The sequence below is a fragment of the Bradyrhizobium sp. FW305-F6 genome (assembly GCF_058782905.1).
This window is the reverse complement of sequence record NZ_JBYSYD010000002.1, coordinates 188,861-207,827: the sequence shown is the minus strand read 5'-3', so window position 1 is coordinate 207,827 and position 18,967 is coordinate 188,861. Positions and strand designations below refer to the sequence as shown.

Sequence of the window (18,967 nt, the reverse complement as noted above, 5' to 3'; positions counted from 1 at the left end):
TGTCACCACGCGCTCAGGCCGCCATCGACGGCGATGTTCTGGCCGGTCACGTAGGACGCTGCATCCGACACCAGGAACAGCATCGCGCCGACCATCTCGTCCGCTCTGGCCATGCGGCCCAGCGGGATGCGGGCGCCATAGCGCGCCTTGAAGGTCTCGTTCTGTCCGCTCTCCACCCCGCCCGGGGTAAGGGTGTTGACGCGAACGCCCTTCGCCGCCCAGTAGGTTGCCAAGTGTTTGGTCAGGCCGATTACGCCGGCTTTGGACGCAGTGTAAACCGCGGGTGTGTTGATGGCACGACCGAGATATTCGGAGCCCTCGTAGATGCGCTGGTCGGGCGCCATGAGGCCGTAGATCGAGGCGGTCTGTACGATGGCGCCGTAGCCGCGCTCAGCCATTCGGCCGCCGAACACCTGCGCGACGTTGAACATGCCGTCGAGGTTGACAGCCATGATCTCGCGCCAGGTCTCCTGTGAGAATTTCTCGACCGGCGCGAAGAACGCATCGACGTCGCGGGTCTTGCTGGCAGCGTTGTTGAGAAGGATCGAAACCGGTCCGAGGTCGGCTTCGATCGCATCAGCCGTGCTGCGGAGGGCGAGGGGCTCGGTGATGTCGCAGGCGTAACCTCGGGCGCGCACGGAATGGCGGGAGGCGATCTCGCTCGCGACGCTGTCCGCGGCCGCCTGGTCGAGGTCGATGATGGCAACATCGGCGCCGAGTTCGGCAAGCCCTTCGGCGAAACGCCGGCCGAGAATGCCGCAGCCGCCCGTGACTGCCGCGATGCGGCCGGTAAGAGCGAACAGAGCCTTGTAGCTCGTGGTCATGGTGATGTCCCTTGTTGCGCCAGCCGCTTGCGGAGCAAGTGCTCCACCAGCGTGAAATCGATCTCCGAATCGATGTCGACCGAACGCTCTTCCGGCATTTCGAACAAGCGTGTGTCCGGATAGAATACGCGCGGATCGTCCAGAAAAGCCGCTACGTTCCAGACGTAGATCGAGGCGTTCATGTCGAAGCAGCGCGGGCTGTCTTGTCGGCGCACGATCGGAGGATCGGCGATCTTCGAAAGGCCCACAGTGCCGTCCCTGCGCTCTTCGACCAGGTTGAAATAGGGCGAGCGGCGGGCGGGTGCGCCGGTGATGACGCTTGGAGCGCCGCTGTCGCGAAGCAAGGCGACGGCGCCGGTGATGTCGGAGGCAAGCCGCAGCGGCGCGGTGACGTCGAGATCGACGAAGATCTCGGGCGTAAGTCCGGTTCGCTGCATTGCCTGTTCGAGACAATGGCGGATCGCCGGGATTTTCGGCGCCGCATCGGTCGCCATCTCGGCCGGGCGCTTGACCGCGATGTCGGCGCCGGAGCGCAGCGCTTCCTGGAGCAGCACATCGGAATCGCTGCTGAATGCGATGGCCGTGAAGAGGCCGGTCTGCTTTGCCTGCTCGATCGTCCAGGCCAGCATCGGACGTCCCAACAGCATGCGGCTGTTCTTGCCGACGACGCCTTTCGAGCCGCCGCGTGCGCATATGGTACAGATCAGGCTCACGCGAAAACCCAGCTCTTCGAATTCAGCGCACGTTCGCTGGCGTCGATCAGATCCATGGCGGCGACCCCTTCGGCGAGCGAGCAAAGCGGGCCATCGCCGCTCAAAGCGGCCTGATGCATCGCGCGATAACTGGTATCACGCTCGCTCGTGTAGGGCGTGGCGGTGCCGTTGACGATCAGGTTGCCGCCGACGAGATCGGCCTCGATCGTCTCGTCCGCAAGATTGATGCGGATTCGGCGCAAGCCCGGGCGGTCGAGGTAGTCGAGATGAACCTGCACGACCCGCGCCCGTTCCATTTCCACCAGCAGCGCGAGGTGATCATCCACCTCGAGGTCGCGCGCGCCGGATGCACCGCCGAGCGCGGCCACGCGTTGCCATGGCCCGAACAGCCAGAGAAGATAGTCGAGCTCATGGCTGAGGTCGCGTAGCACGCCGCCTCCGGCGGCGACCGTCGAGGAAGCGGTATCGCGGTGATCGCGACCGGGCCGCCAATTCCTGATGTCCTGTCCGACATAGGCGGAGACCGTAATCGCCGGGCGTCCTTCGATCCGCCGTGCGAGCGCAGTCATCACCGGATGGAAACGCAGATTGTAGGCGACGAACAGCTTCGCGAACGGAAAGTTGGGGAGCGGCTCGAGCCTTGCGAGCAGCGGTTTTTCGACCAGAACGGTTCCACGAAATCCTGCCTGTGCGAGCTCGCGCAGGGCATCGATGTGTCGTGCCGTCTCGGTGGCGATAACGACATAGTCGACCTGACCTCGCGAAAGCGCTTCGCCAATGCTGCGGTGATCACCGCCGCCGCGCCGGCTGACTGTCGTGACCGCAAGCCCGAGCTCCGTGAGGATGCGAGCGTGACGGGTTCCGATCGAACCCAGGCCTGCGACCATGGCCCTGCTCGCGCTCACTGGAAGACCTCGTGAAACTCGGCATGCGCCTGCTCGAAATCCTCGACACGACCGATGTCGAGCCAGTACTCTCGGATCGGATACACGGCGACGCGGCCCTCGCTCGCGACGACGCGCTCAAGCACCGAGGGCATGTCTACCCTGACACCGCGGTCGACGAGCCGGAATACGTTGGGGCCAATCACGTAGATACCGGCGCTGACAAACCAGCTCTCGGTTGGCTTTTCCCGGATGACCTCAAGATACCCTTCCGATGCGGTGACAACGCCATAGGGCACGTGCACCTTGTGCTCGCGTACGGCCATCGTTGCTTCGGCCGGTGTCGCGTTATGGAAGTCCACCAAAGCGCCGTAGTTGATCGTGGTCAGGATATCGCCATTGGTCACGACGAGCGGCAGATCTGGCGTCGAGGGAAACAGGCCGAGCGCGCCTGCGGTGCCGAGACGCTCCGTCTCGTGGATGTAACGAATGGACGCGCCGAAAGTAGTGCCATCACCGAAATGATGCTGGATCAACTCGGCCTTGTAGTTCACGGAGATGAAGATGTTCCGAAATCCCTGCTGCACGAAGTTGCGCACGATGGTCTCGAGCAGCGGGCGACCGCCGACGTGAAGCATCGGCTTCGGCATCTCGCGGGTAAGCGCGCCCAAGCGTTCGCCCAGGCCGCCGGCCATAATCAGCACGGGATTCTCGTATTGCGGCGATTCGAGCAGTTCGTCGAACGTTTCGACCTCGATGACCTTGCCACTCGCATCGATCAGCGGAAGCTGCTTGATCGATTTCTGTCGCATCAGGCGCAGCCGCTCATCGCGAGGCAGCGCAACTGAAGCCGACACCGGGTCCGGATTCATCACCTCTATCGCGCGCCCGCTCAGAGGAATACCGCGCAACAGCCCGCGCCTGATGTCGCCGTCGGTGACGATGCCGGTCAGCCTGCCGTCGTCGAGCACCAGTGTGATCTGGATGCCGCCGCTTTCAATCGCGGCAATGGCCTCGCTCACGGTGGCCTCGATCCCAACGACGGCCTTTTGCCAGGATTTCATGGTGCTGGACCTCGCCGGAGGCTGCGCGCCACGGCGCTCACCCGATCAGAAAGCAGCTATATCGCGGCTGATGACGTGGACGTCAATCCCCGCGGGCTCGCCCTGGTTTCGCCTCCAGAGCCGCCAATCTCGCCTCGGCCTGGGCCAGCGCGGCCGCGAGGTCTCGGCCAAGCCGGCTGCCGCGCGCAACTGCGGGAACGAGCGGGGCGCCGAGGGCGCCTTCGGTTCCGATCGCGGCCCAGCGTGTGATCCGAATGAGGCTGTCGCCAGTCTTGACCAGGATGCCCAGACTGTCACTGCCGATCACTTCGCCGGGAATGCCGATATAGGGCCGCGCGCCCGGCACCAGCTCGGCCGCGAGAATGGCGTAGGAGCGCTCTTTCCAGATCGTGCGTGCGCCGGGGCCGGGGGGCACCAACGCGCGGACGAAGCGCTCCAGCGCGACGCTGCCGGATTTCCAGTCGATTTCCTCGTCGCCTTCCCTGCGCCGGCAGCAATAAAGGCCGACCGGATCGATCGTGGATTGCACGACACGCTTGTCTGTGCCGTCATAGACATCGGAGACAGCTTCGACGAGCGTATCGGCGCAAAGCGTCTCCGCGGTCTTCAGCAGCGTTGCATAGGTGTCGGTCGCGGAGATCGGCACCTTGATCTGTCGGACGATGTCGCCGGTGTCGATGCCGAGATCGACCCAGTGAACCGTGATGCCGAACTCTTCTTCGCCGTTGATCAGCGCCCAGGTCAGCGGATTGCGGCCGCGATAGAACGGCAGCGCGCCGGCATGACAATTGAGCGTGCCACGCGGCGGCAGCGCCAGAATGGCTTCGCGAAGAATCTGGTCATAAGACATCGAGACGTGAAGCTCGGCCGCGAAGGCCGCGATCTCGGCAAGGCTCTCCGGCGAATTGACGGTCGCAGGATTCAGCACGGGAATGCCTTTTGACTCCGCGAGAGCAACAAGGATCGAATCGGGCCGGGAGCTGCGTACGGCGACGAAAGCGATGGTGTAACGAGAATCATCGATTAGCCGGGCGAAGGCGCGTTGTGCCCAGACGCCGTCCCCGAAATAGCCGATCCTCATAGATGGTCTTCCTCGTCGTAGGGGCGGGTGACCGCCGTGCCGATCAGCGACCAGTATTCGATCGGCGGCCGGCCGGAGCCGGGCCGCTTGCAGGTGAGATCGGCGGGCGCAAGCACCTCGCCGGCCTTCAACGCTCGTGCGGCAACGATGCTCTTGCGGGCGATGTCGATGTTCTTGATCTCGGAATTCCTGGGCGTCTTGATGCCGTCGCCGCGCGCCTGCTCGATCCGGCGGATCGCGGAGACCATGCGCTTGAAATCGCCGGGCTCGAGCGACGCCGCGTGGTCGGGCCCGACCGCGTTACGGTCGAGCGTGAGATGCTTCTCGATGATGGTAGCGCCCATCGCCACCGCGGCGAGCGATATCTCGATCCCGTCGGTGTGATCGGAATAGCCCACCGGGAGCTGGAAGGCGGTCTGCATCGTATGCATCGCCGCAAGATTTACGTCCTCGGGCGGGCAGGGATATTCGGTCGTGCAGTGGAGCAGGCAGACGCGCTCGGACAAACGCCTGCGTGCCTCCTCGTCGCGCCAGGCTGCGCGGAACGCCGCAAGGCCTGGTGGCGCCTTGCTGCGGATGTAGCCATGCGCGAGCACGCCGAGCGCTTCCTCGACCTCGGTCAGCGTCGCCATGCCGGTGGATAAGATCAAGGGCATGTCCGCGAGTGCGATTGCGTGGAGCAGCGGAGCATTGGTGAGGTCGCCCGAGCCGATCTTGAGTCGTGTCAACCCGAGCGTCAGCAGGAAGCTCAGTGATTGATGGTCGAACGGCGTCGACAAGAATTCTATGCCGCGCGCCTTGGCGCGGTCGATCAGTGGCGGATGCGCCGAATGCGGCAATTCGAGTCGCTTCAGCATCGCGTGCTGGCTCTCGGCGGCATCCGTGGTGCGCTGCTGGTAATCAGCCTTGCGCGCACTCTTCCCGGCGAGCGAGTTGGCGTTGAAGGTCTGGAATTTCACGACATCGGCACCGGCATCGGCGGCCGCGTCAACCAATGCAAGTGCGGTGTCCAGGCTGCCGGAGTGATTGACCCCGGCTTCGGCGATGATGAGCGTACGCGTCATGTGGTGGCCTCGCCGTCGTAAAAGCCCTTCTTCAACAGCGCCCTGAAATCGGGAATGGATGCTATCTTGTCGGCGACGCGCCGGCTGGTCTCTCCGTCGCCGTAAGGGTTGACCGTCGGCTGTCGCCCGCGCGCAAGCGCATCGGCGATGGCCTTCGAAATCGACTCGCGATCGGGGGCTGCGTGAAACACCGAAGCCGCGCGCTGGCGTCCCTTCTGCCGGTCCCCGATGTCGACGGTCGGAACGTCGAGCGAGGGCGCTTCATAGATGCCGCTCGACGAATTGCCGACCACGGCATCGGCCTGGTTCAACAGGCTGATGTAACGAAGCTGTCCGAGCGAGGCGACTGCGACGGCGTTCGCCCGGCCGGCGACGAACGCCTTGATTCGATTGTTGAGCGCACGGCCTTCCGCGTCGGCATTCGCGAGCGTGAAGAACAGGCTGAACTCCCGATCAAGCGTTGCGAGCGATGCGAACAATTCATCAAGTGCGCCGACTGACTGGTCCATCTCGACGGTGACCGGATGGAACGTGACCACAACGTTGCGCTTGCCGAGCTGCATCCCGATCTCGCGGCCGATGGTCTCGCGGTCCATCAGCTTGAGGCGCTTGATCGAATCGATGCCGGGCGAGCCGACCGTGAAGACGCGTGTCGGGTCCTCGCCGAGCCGGGTCAGCCGGCGCGCCGAGGCGGCATTCGTGGCAAAATGCAGATGCGACATCTTGGTGATGGCGTGACGGATGGCTTCGTCGATGGCGCCCTCGGTGACATCGCCGCCGAACAGATGTGCCATCGGCAGCCGCATGAACATCGCAGCCTGCGCCGCCGCAAACGTCTCGTAGCGGTCGCCGAGCACGACGACGAGGTCCGGCTTCAGTCGCGCGAAAGCGTCGGCAAATCCGATCACGCCAAGGCCGACGGATTTGGAGACACCGACGCCGGAATCGCTCGACAGCAACGTCTCGACGCTCTCGTCGACCACGAAGCCTTCGTCGCGGATGTTGTCGATGGTGTATCCGAACTCGGGCGACAAGTGCATGCCGGTCGCGATGAGCTGGAGCTTCAGCCCGGGTGTTTCACGGATTGCCCGCATCGGCCAGATGATGAGGCCGAAATCGGCGCGGCTGCCGGTGACGAAACAGATCTTGCGGCTTTGTTCACTCATCGCGGGCCCGGATGCTGGCGCTGGAGGGAAGATTGATCAGGCGGCGCTCGATGGATTCGGCGGTGGCGAGATTGCCGCGCGGGCTCTGCGCGAACATCGGCAGATGGTGCATCAAGGTCCAGGCCGGGCGCGCGCCGAAGCCGGCTTCGTTCAGTGCCGTGAGCACCTCGTCGCGCCGCTCGGCGTACGGCTCGGCGAGCAGGACCGCGTTCAGCCAGTAATTGCTCGTGGTGTCCTCGGGCTCGCACGAGAAGCGCACGCCGGGCACGTCCGCAAAGACGCGTTCATAGGCGGCCGCCAGCCGGCGCTTGCTCGCCAGGAAGCCGTCGAGCTGTTCGAGCTGCGCGCAGCCGAGCGCGGCGTTCAGATTGGGCAGGCGGTAGTTGAAGCCGATCTCGTCGTGCACGAAGGCCCATTTGTGCGGCAGCTTCGCGGTGGTGGTGAGATGCTTGGCGCGACGTCCCAGTTCCTCGTCATTGGTGAGGATGGCGCCGCCGCCGCCCGTGGTGACGATCTTGTTGCCGTTGAAGCTCAGCGCCGCGAGCCGCGCCCGCGATCCGACGGCATGGCCCTTATAGGTCGAGCCGAGCGATTCCGCGGCATCCTCCACCAGCGCAATGCCCCAGTCGTGCGCGATTGCAGCGATCTCGTCGAGCGCGACGGGATGACCGAACGTGTGCATCGGCGAGATCGCCGCGATGCGGCGTCCGGTCTCGCGGTTGATCGTGCCTCTCGCGGTCCGCTCTGCGATCGCCTCGAGGCGCAGCGCAAGGGCGGCCGGGTCCATGCCGAGCGTTGCAAGCGAGCTGTCGACGAAATGCGGAGTAGCGCCGCAATAGGCGATCGCGTTCGTCGTCGCGATGAAGGTCAGCGCCGGCGAGATGACCTCGTCGCCCGGCTCGACGCCGGCGAGCCTGAAGCAGGCATGCAACGCGGCCGTACCATTGACCACAGCGACTGCGCGTTTTGCGCCGGTGACCTGCTCCAGCATGCGCTCGAACCGATCGACAAAGGGGCCGACAGAGGAAACGAAGGTGCTCTTGATGCACTCTTCCAGGTAGGCAATCTCCTTTCCCGCGAACACCGGTTCGTGCAGGCCGAGAACGCCGTTCGGCGTTCCCACCGCGCGCCGCACGGCATCGACAATCGTCTCGGGCTTGAAGTCCGAACTGGTCACGACACTGTCCATCGCCTCAGACATTGTAGACATCTGCCTTGTAGCGGTTGAGGTTTGCCGGATCGGTGAACCAGCTGACGGTCCTCACCATGCCGCGGCGCATGCCCTCGACGCCGCCGAATTCAGGGCTCCAGCCAAGCTGTTGGCGTGCCCTGGAATTGTCGGCCCAGAGCCGCTCGACCTCGCTGTTCGCGGGACGCAGGCGCGCCTCGTCGGTCTCGATCTCGATCGTCGTGCCCATCACGTCGGCGATCATCTCGACGGTCGCACCGACCGAGATCTCGAAGCCGCTGCCGAGATTGATGGTCTGGCCGACGCATTGCTCGGGCGGCGCGGTGAGGCCTGCGATGAGCCCGCGCGCAGTGTCGGTAACGAAGGAGAAGTCGCGGGTCGGGCTGACGGCGCCGAGACGGATCTTGCGCTTGCCGGTCGCGATCTGGCTGATGATGGTGGGAATGACCGCGCGGGCCGACTGGCGCGGACCGAAGGTGTTGAAAGGGCGGATCACGACCACCGGCATGTCGAACGAGGCGTGGAAGGACAGCGCCATCTGATCCGATGCGATCTTCGAGGCCGAGTAGGGCGATTGGCCGACCAGCGGATGGTTTTCCTTGATCGGGACGCTCTGCGCCGTGCCGTAGACCTCGCTTGTCGAGGTCTGCACGAAGCGGCGCACGCCGGCCATCCGCGCGGCCTGGAGCACGTTCACGGTGCCCTTCACATTGGTGTCGACATAGGAGTCAGGCGCGACGTAGGAGAAGGGGATCGCGATCAGCGCCGCCAGATGCAGCACGTCGGTGCAGCCGGTGGCCGCCTGGATCATGAAATGTGGATCACGGATGTCGCCGGCGACGACTTCCACGGACTTCATGATGTCGGCGGGAACCGTGTCCAGCCAGCCCCAGGAGTTGAAGGAGTTGTAATAGACGATCGCCTTGACGCGAGCCCCGGCTTTCACCAGTTCCTCGACGACATGCGAACCGATGAAGCCGTCGCTGCCGGTAACGAGGACGCGGGCGTCCCTCAGATCTGCCATTCCGGCCCCCAAAAGGCGATTAAGCCAGTGTTCGCAACAAGATGGCGCTATAGCACACTGGCGGTTGCGTGCAACAGAGCAGAGCCTGATAGTGCCAAATGCCGGGCGATGCAGCGGATTTCGTGATGTGTGCCTAGGGATGCCCGGCAGGGATGAGGCGCTCTCTGACGTACGTCTCCAGATTGCCGCCCTCGAACAAATGGCCGGGGAGACCAGCGGCCCGGGCTGCCTCGATGTCGCTCGGCTTGTCTCCGATCACCATGCTGCGCGTCATGTCGACAGGAAAACGCTGGGCAAGGTCGGTGATCATGCCCGGCGCCGGCTTGCGTCGGTCACTGACGCGGCAATAGCGTGCGACGCTTCCATCGGGGTGATCGGGGCAATATTCGAATGCATCGATATGCGCACCGATCAGCGCCATCTGGTCCGCCATCCAGCGATGCAGCGCGACCACGTGATGCTCCTCGTAGTAGCCGCGTGCGACGCCGGATTGGTTGGTGATGACGAAAGCGAAGTAGCCGGCGTCGTTGACCGCTTTCACGGCCTCGCGCGCGCCTTCGATCCATGCGAGCCTGTGGCTCTCGAAGGTGTATCCTGAATCATGGTTGAGCACGCCGTCCCGATCGAAAAACACCGCCGGCCGCCGTAGCTTGTCGCGCAATTCGCGGTCGGCGCGCGCGAAATCATCGGGGATGCCGATGTCGATGAAGTAGCCGCGATAGGCAGTGCCGCGCAGCGCGCCGGACTTCACAAGGCCGGGGAATACATCCTGCTCGAGCGAGGCGGGGAGGGTCTCGATCTCGTGGAGAACGGTCTTGTCGACGACGTAGATGCCGGCATTGACCGGCCCGGTGGCACCCGCACCCGGGGCGATGAAGTCACGAACAATGTCACCGTCGAGGACAACGCGCCCATAGCGATCCCCGACGACGCCGTCGCGCAATGCCATGTGGACGCGCCCGCCGCGCGCGCGGGCGATGAGATCGAGCAGGTTGAAGTCGAACAGTGAATCTCCGTTGAGGAGGAGGAAACGGTCGTGCAACACCTCCCGCGCATGCACGAGTGCACCGCCGGTACCGAGTGGCTCGGTCTCGCGCGACACCAAGATCTTCGCCCGGCCTGTCGCCGCGCCGGCATAATGGCTTTCGACGATGTCAGCCTTGTGACCGGCGAGCAACAGGATTTCATCAAAGACGTGATAGCGGGCGAGTTCATCGATCAGAGTGTCGAGAAACGGTCGGCCACCGATCTCGAGCATCGGCTTCGGAACGGATTTGGTGCGTTCGCCGAGGCGGGTGCCGAGCCCACCGACGAGGATGACGGCCTGTCTCAGCATGAGAACTTGTCTCTAGGCGTATCAGTCGAAGGTGAACAGTGCAAATTCCGTCTCGATGCTCTCGGCTGCTCGACCAACGGAACCTTCCCCCGGCCGCGCTCGGCGCCGGATCAAGCCCTGGAGCAACGCTACTGACGGCGCCCCATACCACAGCAGGAACAATCGCGCTGCGCGTTTAGATCGGATGCAGGGTATGTGCTTAGCAGCGGCCGGAAGCAACGAGCAAGGGAAAACTCCTGCATCGTTTCGTGGATCGCCCGGGTCCAAAGCCGCTCGTCAAACTCGACCATTGCCGAGCGGAGAGTGCTTGGGTAAGGGGCGATTGATGAACCCTAGATCGCCAAGTATGATGTCTTCGGGTGCGCCCCATTCGCATTCTGGAATTCCCATTCATATCCTTTCGGGGACGAGAGTACATGCCGATGGTTGAGCGTACGCCGCAGGCTGCGGTTCTTTTTGCTATCCGAATGGTACGGAGGCATTGGGTTCTTTCGCTCGCGATCGGCGCGATGCTGTTGGCTGCTCTGGGGTCTCTGGGCGTCGGCCGAAAGGTGGAGTCCTGGACTGCGACCGCGACGGTTGCGATCGGTACGATGCCTAGCGTCGAAGGCATCCTCGGGCAGCCTGGGCCGCCCGTCGAGCGCGTCGAGAGTGCCCGTGATCTGGTGGTCAGGATCGGGGAGAGCCAGTTTCAAGACAATGTTCTGGCCGATGCTCGGAAAGCGCTCAACGATCCGCGCGGAGCGTTTGCCGGCGCCTCCCTGCGGGGGATCGTCATAGACGACAACGCCATCCGCCTGGAGGCTAGTTCCGCCTCCAAGGAGGAGGCGCTGACCCTGCTTCAACAAACCGTCCTTGCGATCCAGGCTGCCCATCAGAAGCGTTTCGAGCCGAGAATGGAATTATTGCGTTCGGTCCGCGCTAGTCTGCAAGATGCAAGGGGCCGCCTGAGCGATTCCCTCAAAAAGGGCGACATCTACGTGACGCCGTCCCGGCCGGATGGAACGCCTGCCGGCCCTATCCTGATGGCGAGCCCTGGCGGTTCAGTCGATGGCCTTCTCAATGTCGATACACGCATCGCGTTGCTGGCCTATACCGAGCGCACCGCGAGGATGACGGGTCTGCAGAATGGGTACTCTCCTGCGACGCAGGGGCCGAGGGAGGTCAATCTGGTGCAAAGGGCCATCCTCGCGGGGCTAGGCATGGTTCTCTTCATTGGCCTTTTGACTTTCTTCCTGAAGCGACCCGCCCGGGTGAGATAGAACTGCAATGGCCCTTCTCGCCGGAGTGTCCATACTTCTCTTCATTGTTTGGCTGGGCTTCCGCAGGCCGGCGATCTTCGTCTGCCTCGCCTTTCTGCTATTTACCTTCGCATGGCGGACAGTCTCGTCGTTGTATATCGACGTTGCGGGGCCGGTCTTTTCATCCCAGCTTCAGATGTTCGTTGGTCCTGGCGTCATGACGGTGTTCCAATCGATCGCATACTTCCTGACGCTTCTTCCCTTTCTGTGGGTCTTCAATGCGCGCGCGCTGGACGATTGGGCGCGCACCGCTCCCACGCCCGAACTGACGGCGAGCCGAGCCCAGCTGACACTCTCGGATGCCACGTTCTACGCATCGGTGCTCTTTTTGATTTTGCTTTTTGGCGCCCTGATCCACGGCGGCGTCATTCCACTGTTCGCCAAGATCGAACGTTGGACCTTCAACGAGCAGGCCAACATCCTCCATCGCTTCGTGATCGAGCGCGGCGACATGATCTGCTTCTGGTGGGGGACGATGTTCGCCGCGGAACGGCTGCGACGCCAGAGATACGATTACCGTTTCCTCGGCTTGCTCGCCGCCCTCATCTTTTACATGTTTCTGGTAGGCGGGCGATTCTCGCCCTTCTACCGGTCTTGTGCATTCTTCGTCATACCGTTCTCGGCCGCCTTGCTGGTGCAGGCCCGATCCCCCGGAGCCGGAAGCTTGTTCAGCTTGATGCCCCGCATCGCGGATCGGCGCATGATACTCGCCGGCACCGGCGTCATGGCGGTGACGGTCGCGATGATCGGGTTCGCACTCTATTGGAATTTGACGAAGGTCAGAGGGTTCGAGGGCGAGGCCGCTCGGGGAGCGTTTGTAGAGCGCGCCCTCGTGCAGCCGTCGGAGATCGGATGGGCGTCCTACCAGCGCGTTCTGGTCAACGGAGTTTGGGATGCTCGCCATGCCTTCGATGCCTTGTTCGAGCGCCCCATCGTTGCGGGGCGTAACACCACGCCGCAGTTCCTGATGTCCGTGACGATAGGCGAACCTCGGACGACGGAGCACATTACGGGTGGCTTTCAATTCGCCGGCGGATTTCCGGAGATCTTCTTCGAACTGCTCGGTCCGTATTTGAGCTGGTTCTTTCTGCTGGGGGTCGCGTGGCTGGCCGCTCTCATTTCCGCAATCATGGTTCGCTCAATCGTTGCCGGGCGATATCTGACTGCAGCTTTGTCGTTCTACGTGCTGTATGGCTTCTACGTGATGTACATCGGCGGCATGCTGAACTTCGTGGCGACTCCGACATACTGGATCAAGATTGCCGCTCTGTTGGCCGCGATCATTCTGGAGGAGCGCTGGCAGAAGCTGGGCCGCCCGATCCTTCCGTGGGTGTTGGCCGACAGAACTCGGTTGTTTCGCCGTTCCGCAGTGCCTAACTAAGTCCCGGCCAATCGGCTGAGTGACCATTCACCCCTGATCTGCTTTCGATCTGTGACAATCGCCGACCAGTCGTGTACGGCAGGTCTGGTTCATCGCGAGTGGCCGGCCGCCGCTACCACACGCTCCGGCCGCCATCCATGACGAGGTTCTGTCCGGTCATGTAGCTCGAGGCATCCGAGCAGAGGAACTGCACCGCCGCACGGTACTCCTCGACATCGGCCATGCGACCCATCGGAATCAGGCGCGTCAGCCGTTCGACGAAGGCCGGGTCCTGGTTATTGAAGACGCCGCCGGGCGAGATCGCGTTGACCCGGACGCCGCGATCGGCCCAGTACGTGGCCAGATATTTCGTCAGCCCGATCAAGCCGTGCTTGATCACGGAATAAGTCACCGGCTTCACCGGCTGTTCCTCCTCGCGCGTGACCTTCGGTTGGCGGTAGAGCCGCTGGTCCGGTGCGATCACACCGAGATCTGAGGCGATGTTGAGGATCACACCGCGGCCACGCGCGGCCATCGCGCCGCCAAATACCTGTGCGCACAGCATCGCGCCGGTCAGGCCCACGGCGATCTCGGTCTGCCATTGCGGCACCGGAAACGCCTCGAAACGCGACGAATGCATCACGCCCGGCGCGGACGTGACCTTGGGGTCGATCGCCGCGTTATTGACGAGAATGTCGACGGAGACACCGCGGCCGGAAAGTTGCTCGTTGGCAGCGCACACCGAATCGAGCGTGGTGACGTCGATCGCAAGCGCGATCAGGTCGGCGGACGGCGCGTTCTGCTTGATCGCGGCAACGGCGGCTTCGGCCTGCGCAAGCCCGACGTCGGTGACGACGACACGCGCGCCGGCCTCGGAGAGCGCGGCGACATGCTGCCGGCCGAGCAGGCCGCCTGCACCGGTCACGAGAGCGGTGCGGCCGGTCAGGTCATAGCGTGAGGACGGGCTTGCCATCGAGAGCTCCTGTTCAGCTGCGCAATTGGCCGCCGTCGGCTACCATGACGCTGCCGGTAATGAACGCCGCGCGCGGCGAGGCGAGGAAGGCGACGAGGTCGGCAACCTCTTCCGGCTTGCCGAGCCGGCGCAACGCCACCTCGCGCGCAAGCATGTCCTCGACCGCGGTCCTGTTCTCGGCGAGTTTGCGCGCCCAGGTGCCGTCGGCGGCGAGGATGTTGCCGGGCGCGACCGCATTGATGCGGATGCCGTCGAGCGCGAGGGGCCGCGTCAGTCCGCGCACGGCCGCGTTCAACGCCGCCTTCGCGGCATAGTAGGTCACAGGGGCTCCGAGCGCCGCCATGCCCGCAATCGAGGAGATGCAGACGATGGACCGGTCGCCGCTGCCGCGCGCCATCAGCGGCCGGCTGGCCTCGATCATGTTGGTCGTCGCGAAGAAATTGAGGTCCATCACCCGCGACCATTCCGCTGTGGTTTCCTGCCCGGGCGGTACCGAAGCGCCGCTGCCGACGTTGCAGACGAGAATGTCGAGCTGTCCCCACTGCCGTTCGACCTCGTGCACCAGCCCTGCTGCGGCGGTGGGATCGGTGACATCGGCCGAGTGTACCGATGTGCTGCCGCCGACCGCGGCCCGCGCGGCATCGAGCGCACCGGCGCCGCGTGCCGCGAGCGCGACCTTGGCGCCTTCCGCGGCGAGCGTGGTCGCGATCGCAAGCCCGATCCCGCGGCTGGCGCCGGTGACGAGCGCGACGCGATCCTGCAGCTCGAGTTTCATTGCGCCGCGTCCTCGATCCAGCCGACCGTCATGTCGCGATATCTGGCGAGCGCTGCGGCATGATCGCCGTCCGCGGCACGGGCGGTTTGCAGAATGTATTGACCTTTGTAGCCGGAACGCTCGATCAGGCGGATCGTCTTGGCGAGGTCGGCGTTGCCGGTGCCGAGCGGCACGGTGGTGCCGCCGCGCACGCGGTCCTTCACGTGGACGTTGAGAATGCGGGGCGCATAGGCCTCGATTTCCTCGTCGCTGTCATAGCCCAGCGAGGCGCTGTTGCCGCTGTCGTAGTTGATGCCGAAGACGTCGGCCGGAAACGCCTCCATGAACCGGGCAAGCTCACGCGGCGGCAGGTCGGATTCGAAGACGATCTTGACGTGCCGCCTGGTGAGTTGTTCGGAGCGAGCAAGCAGGACGCGCTTCAACGTGTCGCTCTCGCTCTGGCGCTCGATCTTGCCGTTGTCGACCAGCGGAATCACGACGAACTCGATGCCGATGCGGCTACAGGCGGCGATCAGGAGGTCGAGGTCGGCGACGAGCGCATCGCGTACCACGGCATCGACCTTCCAGAACGGTGCCTGCATGAAGCAGTCGCCGGTCAGGCTTGGAATGCGCACGCCGTTCTCGCGTGCGAGCGTTAGAATCTCCTGTTGTCCCGGCTCGGTCATGAGCGGATTTTCCCGCAGTCGCTCCTGATCGATGGTCCATTCCATCCGCGTCAGGCCGAGCGCCTTGGCGCGGGGAAACTCCTCGCGCCATTCATTCCACGGGAATGCTTGGATCTTGCCGTCGACCAAATTCGACAGGCGCCCCTGCATGAAGCCGATGCGTTCCAGTGTTGCGCTCACGATGTGCGGTCCGAACTGATGGCGAGTCCCTTGGCGATCCAGCCGCCATCGATGAAGATCTCCTGGCCGGTCACGTAGGCGGAGGCCTCCGACGCCAGGAAAACGGCGGCGCCCACCATGTCGGCCGGCTGCCCCCAGCGGCCGAGCATGGTATGGCGGCGTCGATCCTCGTGCATGATGGGATCGGCGTAACTCTTCGCGGTCATCTCGGTTGCGACGTAGCCGGGCGCAAGCGCGTTGACGCGGATGCCATCGAGTGCGTAGTCGGCGGCGAGCGCGCGCGTCAGCCCGGCAAGCCCCGCCTTAGCCGCGACGTAGCCGGGATTGCCGGGGAAGCCGCGCACCGAATTGATGCTGGTGACATTGACGATCGCCGCCGAGCCCGCGTTCTTCAGCAGCGGATAGGCGGCGAGGATGGTGGCGTAGACGCCGGTGAGATCGGTTGCGAGCGTGGCGCGGAAGCGTGCGAGCTCGGTTTCGCTGCTTTGGGCGGGAAGGCTGATCCCGGCGGCATTCACGAGTGCGTCGATGCGATCGCCTTTTGCCCCAATGGTGCGGAACGCGCTTTCGATCGCTCCTTCGTCGGAAAGGTCGCAGGCAACCGCGATGACGCCCTGCGGCGCGGTTCCGGACCGGCTGAGGCCGAATACGGTAGCCCCCGCATCCTTGAGGCCGCTCGCAATCGCCGCGCCGATGCCCCGCGAGGCGCCGGTGACGACCGCGAGCTTGCTTGCGAGAGAGAAGGCGCTGAGATCAGGCATAGCCGTAACTGCGCATGATGGCGGCGCAAAGCTTGACGTCTTCGGGGCGGTCGATCTGGAACATCTTGTGACGCTCCATCACGTGGAAGCCGATCTTGCCGCCGAGACGATTGTTCTGCTCGCGCAGGAGGGAGGGGATCAGGACGTAGAACGAGCCGTTCTCGAGGTAGCGCTTCTCGATCTGCTGCCGCATACGGCGGTTGCGATAGTCGTAGTTGATCGGCTCCGGGCCGTTATCGCCGATCCGCCAGTTGAAGTAGTCCTCGACCTCGCAGACCGAGAGCAGGCTGTCGAGGCGCTCCCGGTCGAAGGTGTCCAGCGCCAGCTCGATGTCGGTGGGTTCGCGGATCGGGGAGGTCGCCTGGAGCGCGACGATCCGCTCGAAGCGACCGAGGCGCGCGTCGATGGCTTCGAGCGCGTGCAGCCAGGCGGATTCAGAGGAGGCGAGATCACCGGAAATGTCGGCGGGGCGGGGCACGCCGACAGCTCCGGCGGCCTCGGCTGCCGCGAGAATGTTGTCGCTATCCGACGACACCGCCACCACGTCGACGCCGCGTGCGGCGCGCGCCTGTTCGACCGTCCAGGCAATCAGCGGCTTGCCGCAGAGATCGAGCAGGTTCTTGTGTGGGATGCCCTTTGAGCCGCCCCGCGCGGCGATCACGGCCAGCGTCTTGCGCGCCATCAGATATGTGCCTCGAGGCGCTCGAGCGCGGTCCAGAAACCTTCGCCCATGTTCTTGTGGCCCTGCCATATTTCGGGAATGAACGATGCTGTCGGCGCGTGCTGGCGCAACACCTGTCCGATCTCGTCGAAATCGATCTCGCCTTCCCCGATCTGGAGACCTTCGCCGTCGAGGCCCTTGGCGTCGCCGAAATGCAGATGCGCGGTGTGCGGCCCGAGCTGCGCGAGGCCCTGGGCGAAGTCGAAGCCAAAATGATTGGCGGCGAGCTTGGTGTGGGAGATGTCGACGCACATGCGCAGAGCATGTTTGGCGCAGAACGCGGCCGACTCCTCTGGGAAGATGAAGATGTTCTGGTGACGCTGACCGCCGAAATGCCAGGGGAACGGCGCCATGGTCTGCGGCGTCAGCTCGACGCCGTCCATGTCGAGCTCGGTCAAGCTCTGCGCAAAGATGCGGTAGCGCTCTGCCTTCTCCTCCGGCGGCAGCGGTTCGTCCATGGTGAAGCCGCCGATGTTGGCGACGATGGGTGGGCGCTTGGTCTTGGGGAAGAACTTCTTCAGGCCGCGGGTGATGTCGATCACCGCCTGCGTCTGCTCCAGCGAGTAGCGCCGCAGCGCCTCGTCGGGCGTTGCGAGGTCCATCAGCTTGGAGCCGGCAAACAGCTCGGGCGCATGCACGACGAAGCCGAGATCATAGGTGCCGGACAGATACGCCGCCGGATCGCGCTCCATGTCGCTGTAGCTGAGGTGGAACTCGATGATGTCGGGCTCGCAGATCTCCAGGAAACGCTCAGTATCGTGATAGCGCACAGGCACGCCCCACGGGCGGTCGAACCGGTAACGCCGGGCCTTCGCGGCGCCTTCGTCGAGGTCGCTCTGGAAGAAATAATCGTCGGCAGCCATCGTCCGCGTCAGCTTGCGGCCGAGCAGTGCGGGCATCTTCAGTGGCGATAGGCCCTGTCCCGGACTCTTCACGGCAATGTCGCTTTCGGAGATCACGGTGCCGGCCGCTAGGTCGCGCGCGGCCACCAGGCTCTTGGCAAGGTTTTCGCGGTTGATCAGCTCACCCTGGCTCAGCGCGCGCTCGGCGAGCTTCTCGCCGCGCGCCGCCTCGACCTCGCGGATGCCGGAGACGAGTGCCTTGAATTCCTCCGGCTCCAGGCTCGCGGCATGGTCCGGACCTTCCATCTCGCGGTCGAGCGTGATGTGGCGTTCGATGATTACCGCGCCGAGCGCGACAGCGGCCGTCGAAACGGCGATGCCGCGCTCATGTCCGGAATAGCCGACGACCGGATGAATCTCGCGCAGCGTCTCCATGAAACGCAGATGGATGTTGTGCAGCGCTGCCGGATAGGTGCTCTGGCAATGCAGGAGCACGTAGCTGGCATTGCGGTCGTCGAGGAATTTCGCAGCGGCCTTGATCTCGTCCGTCGTGCTCATCCCGGTCGAGACGATCAGCGTCTTTCCGGTGGCGGTGAGGCAAGCGAGCAGCGGCAGGTTGGTGAGGTCGGCCGAGGCGACCTTGTAGGCCTCGACGCCGAAGCTTTCGAGCACGGCGACGCTCTTCGCGTCCCAGGGCGTGCAGAGGTACTCGATGCCCTTGGCTGCGCAATATTCGGCGATCTTCTTCTGCTGTGCGGTCGGCAGCTCGAAACGCCGCAACAGATCGAGCGTATATTCGACGGCGAGGTCGTCGTCCTTGCCGGAGAGGCTGGAGGCGCGATAGACCTCGTCGAGCTTGCGCATCTGGAATTTGGCACAATCGGCGCCGGCAGCGACCGCGGCATCGACCAGCGCAATGGCGCGGTCGAAATCGCCATTGTGGTTGTTGCCGATCTCGGCGATGACGTAGCAAGGTTCATCGTTGCCCAGAAGACGGTTGCCGATGCGGACCGGAGCAGGCTGTTTGGGCGATGTCATCAACAT

General features: G+C 64.1%; 18 protein-coding genes. 2 read left to right on the top strand and 16 right to left on the bottom strand.

Going from position 1 to position 18,967, the window contains the following annotated elements:
* Positions 1-2: 2 nt before the first annotated feature.
* The 10 genes from AC3WLX_RS12210 to AC3WLX_RS12165 all read right to left on the bottom strand — a co-directional run bounded on the left by AC3WLX_RS12210 (position 3) and on the right by AC3WLX_RS12165 (position 10,345).
* Positions 3-824, bottom strand: a complete 822-nt coding sequence (locus AC3WLX_RS12210) for an SDR family oxidoreductase (RefSeq protein WP_492336111.1) — start codon at positions 822-824, stop codon at positions 3-5.
* Entirely contained in the window at positions 821-1,537 is a 717-nt protein-coding gene (locus tag AC3WLX_RS12205) for an acylneuraminate cytidylyltransferase family protein (protein ID WP_492336110.1), read from the bottom strand. Before AC3WLX_RS12205 ends, AC3WLX_RS12210 begins: the two co-directional genes overlap by 4 nt.
* The gene (locus AC3WLX_RS12200; RefSeq protein ID WP_291623088.1) at positions 1,534-2,442 is read right to left on the bottom strand and encodes a Gfo/Idh/MocA family protein; all 909 of its coding nucleotides are present in this window, start codon (positions 2,440-2,442) and stop codon (positions 1,534-1,536) included. The genes AC3WLX_RS12205 and AC3WLX_RS12200 overlap by 4 nt, the downstream gene beginning before the upstream one ends.
* Positions 2,439-3,485 (bottom strand): nucleotidyltransferase family protein, encoded by a 1,047-nt coding sequence (locus AC3WLX_RS12195; protein ID WP_291623087.1) that lies wholly within the window; start codon positions 3,483-3,485, stop codon positions 2,439-2,441. Before AC3WLX_RS12195 ends, AC3WLX_RS12200 begins: the two co-directional genes overlap by 4 nt.
* A gap of 82 nt (positions 3,486-3,567) precedes the next feature.
* Positions 3,568-4,566, bottom strand: coding sequence for a methionyl-tRNA formyltransferase (locus AC3WLX_RS12190; RefSeq protein WP_492336109.1), 999 nt, complete (start codon positions 4,564-4,566; stop codon positions 3,568-3,570).
* On the bottom strand, positions 4,563-5,630 hold the full coding sequence (gene neuB / locus AC3WLX_RS12185) for an N-acetylneuraminate synthase (RefSeq protein ID WP_492336108.1): 1,068 nt from the start codon (positions 5,628-5,630) through the stop codon (positions 4,563-4,565). The genes AC3WLX_RS12190 and neuB overlap by 4 nt, the downstream gene beginning before the upstream one ends.
* On the bottom strand, positions 5,627-6,796 hold the full coding sequence (gene neuC, locus AC3WLX_RS12180) for a UDP-N-acetylglucosamine 2-epimerase (RefSeq protein WP_492336107.1): 1,170 nt from the start codon (positions 6,794-6,796) through the stop codon (positions 5,627-5,629). Before neuC ends, neuB begins: the two co-directional genes overlap by 4 nt.
* Positions 6,789-7,973, bottom strand: coding sequence for a LegC family aminotransferase (locus AC3WLX_RS12175; RefSeq protein WP_492336106.1), 1,185 nt, complete (start codon positions 7,971-7,973; stop codon positions 6,789-6,791). The genes neuC and AC3WLX_RS12175 overlap by 8 nt, the downstream gene beginning before the upstream one ends.
* A 16-nt stretch (positions 7,974-7,989) precedes the next feature.
* The gene (locus AC3WLX_RS12170) at positions 7,990-9,009 is read right to left on the bottom strand and encodes an NAD-dependent 4,6-dehydratase LegB (RefSeq protein WP_291628748.1); all 1,020 of its coding nucleotides are present in this window, start codon (positions 9,007-9,009) and stop codon (positions 7,990-7,992) included.
* 133 nt (positions 9,010-9,142) lie between these two features.
* On the bottom strand, positions 9,143-10,345 hold the full coding sequence (locus AC3WLX_RS12165; protein WP_291628747.1) for an HAD-IIIA family hydrolase: 1,203 nt from the start codon (positions 10,343-10,345) through the stop codon (positions 9,143-9,145).
* Positions 10,346-10,761: 416 nt separating this feature from the next.
* On the opposite strand from AC3WLX_RS12165, the gene AC3WLX_RS12160 reads away from it, so the two are divergent.
* Both AC3WLX_RS12160 and AC3WLX_RS12155 read left to right on the top strand, forming a co-directional pair.
* Positions 10,762-11,607 carry a hypothetical protein gene (locus AC3WLX_RS12160; RefSeq protein ID WP_492336105.1) on the top strand — a complete coding sequence of 282 codons (846 nt, stop codon included), beginning with the start codon at positions 10,762-10,764 and terminating at the stop codon, positions 11,605-11,607.
* Between the two features lie 7 nt (positions 11,608-11,614).
* On the top strand, positions 11,615-13,027 hold the full coding sequence (locus AC3WLX_RS12155) for a DUF6418 domain-containing protein (RefSeq protein WP_492336104.1): 1,413 nt from the start codon (positions 11,615-11,617) through the stop codon (positions 13,025-13,027).
* Positions 13,028-13,139: 112 nt separating this feature from the next.
* Here the strand turns inward: AC3WLX_RS12155 and AC3WLX_RS12150 are convergent, their stop codons facing one another.
* From AC3WLX_RS12150 to AC3WLX_RS12125, 6 genes are read right to left on the bottom strand one after another with little or no spacing between them, the layout of a single operon-like run.
* Complete coding sequence (locus AC3WLX_RS12150; RefSeq protein WP_492336103.1) at positions 13,140-13,979, bottom strand: SDR family oxidoreductase; 840 nt, start codon at positions 13,977-13,979, stop codon at positions 13,140-13,142.
* Between the two features lie 13 nt (positions 13,980-13,992).
* On the bottom strand, positions 13,993-14,754 hold the full coding sequence (locus AC3WLX_RS12145) for an SDR family NAD(P)-dependent oxidoreductase (protein ID WP_492336102.1): 762 nt from the start codon (positions 14,752-14,754) through the stop codon (positions 13,993-13,995).
* Entirely contained in the window at positions 14,751-15,599 is an 849-nt protein-coding gene (locus AC3WLX_RS12140) for a sugar phosphate isomerase/epimerase family protein (RefSeq protein ID WP_492336101.1), read from the bottom strand. Before AC3WLX_RS12140 ends, AC3WLX_RS12145 begins: the two co-directional genes overlap by 4 nt.
* Positions 15,596-16,360, bottom strand: a complete 765-nt coding sequence (locus AC3WLX_RS12135; protein ID WP_492336100.1) for an SDR family oxidoreductase — start codon at positions 16,358-16,360, stop codon at positions 15,596-15,598. The genes AC3WLX_RS12140 and AC3WLX_RS12135 overlap by 4 nt, the downstream gene beginning before the upstream one ends.
* The gene (locus tag AC3WLX_RS12130; RefSeq protein ID WP_291620829.1) at positions 16,353-17,042 is read right to left on the bottom strand and encodes an acylneuraminate cytidylyltransferase family protein; all 690 of its coding nucleotides are present in this window, start codon (positions 17,040-17,042) and stop codon (positions 16,353-16,355) included. Before AC3WLX_RS12130 ends, AC3WLX_RS12135 begins: the two co-directional genes overlap by 8 nt.
* Positions 17,042-18,961: an N-acetylneuraminate synthase family protein gene (locus AC3WLX_RS12125; protein ID WP_492336099.1), complete on the bottom strand. Its 1,920-nt coding sequence runs from the start codon at positions 18,959-18,961 to the stop codon at positions 17,042-17,044. Before AC3WLX_RS12125 ends, AC3WLX_RS12130 begins: the two co-directional genes overlap by 1 nt.
* Positions 18,962-18,967: the final 6 nt, after the last annotated feature.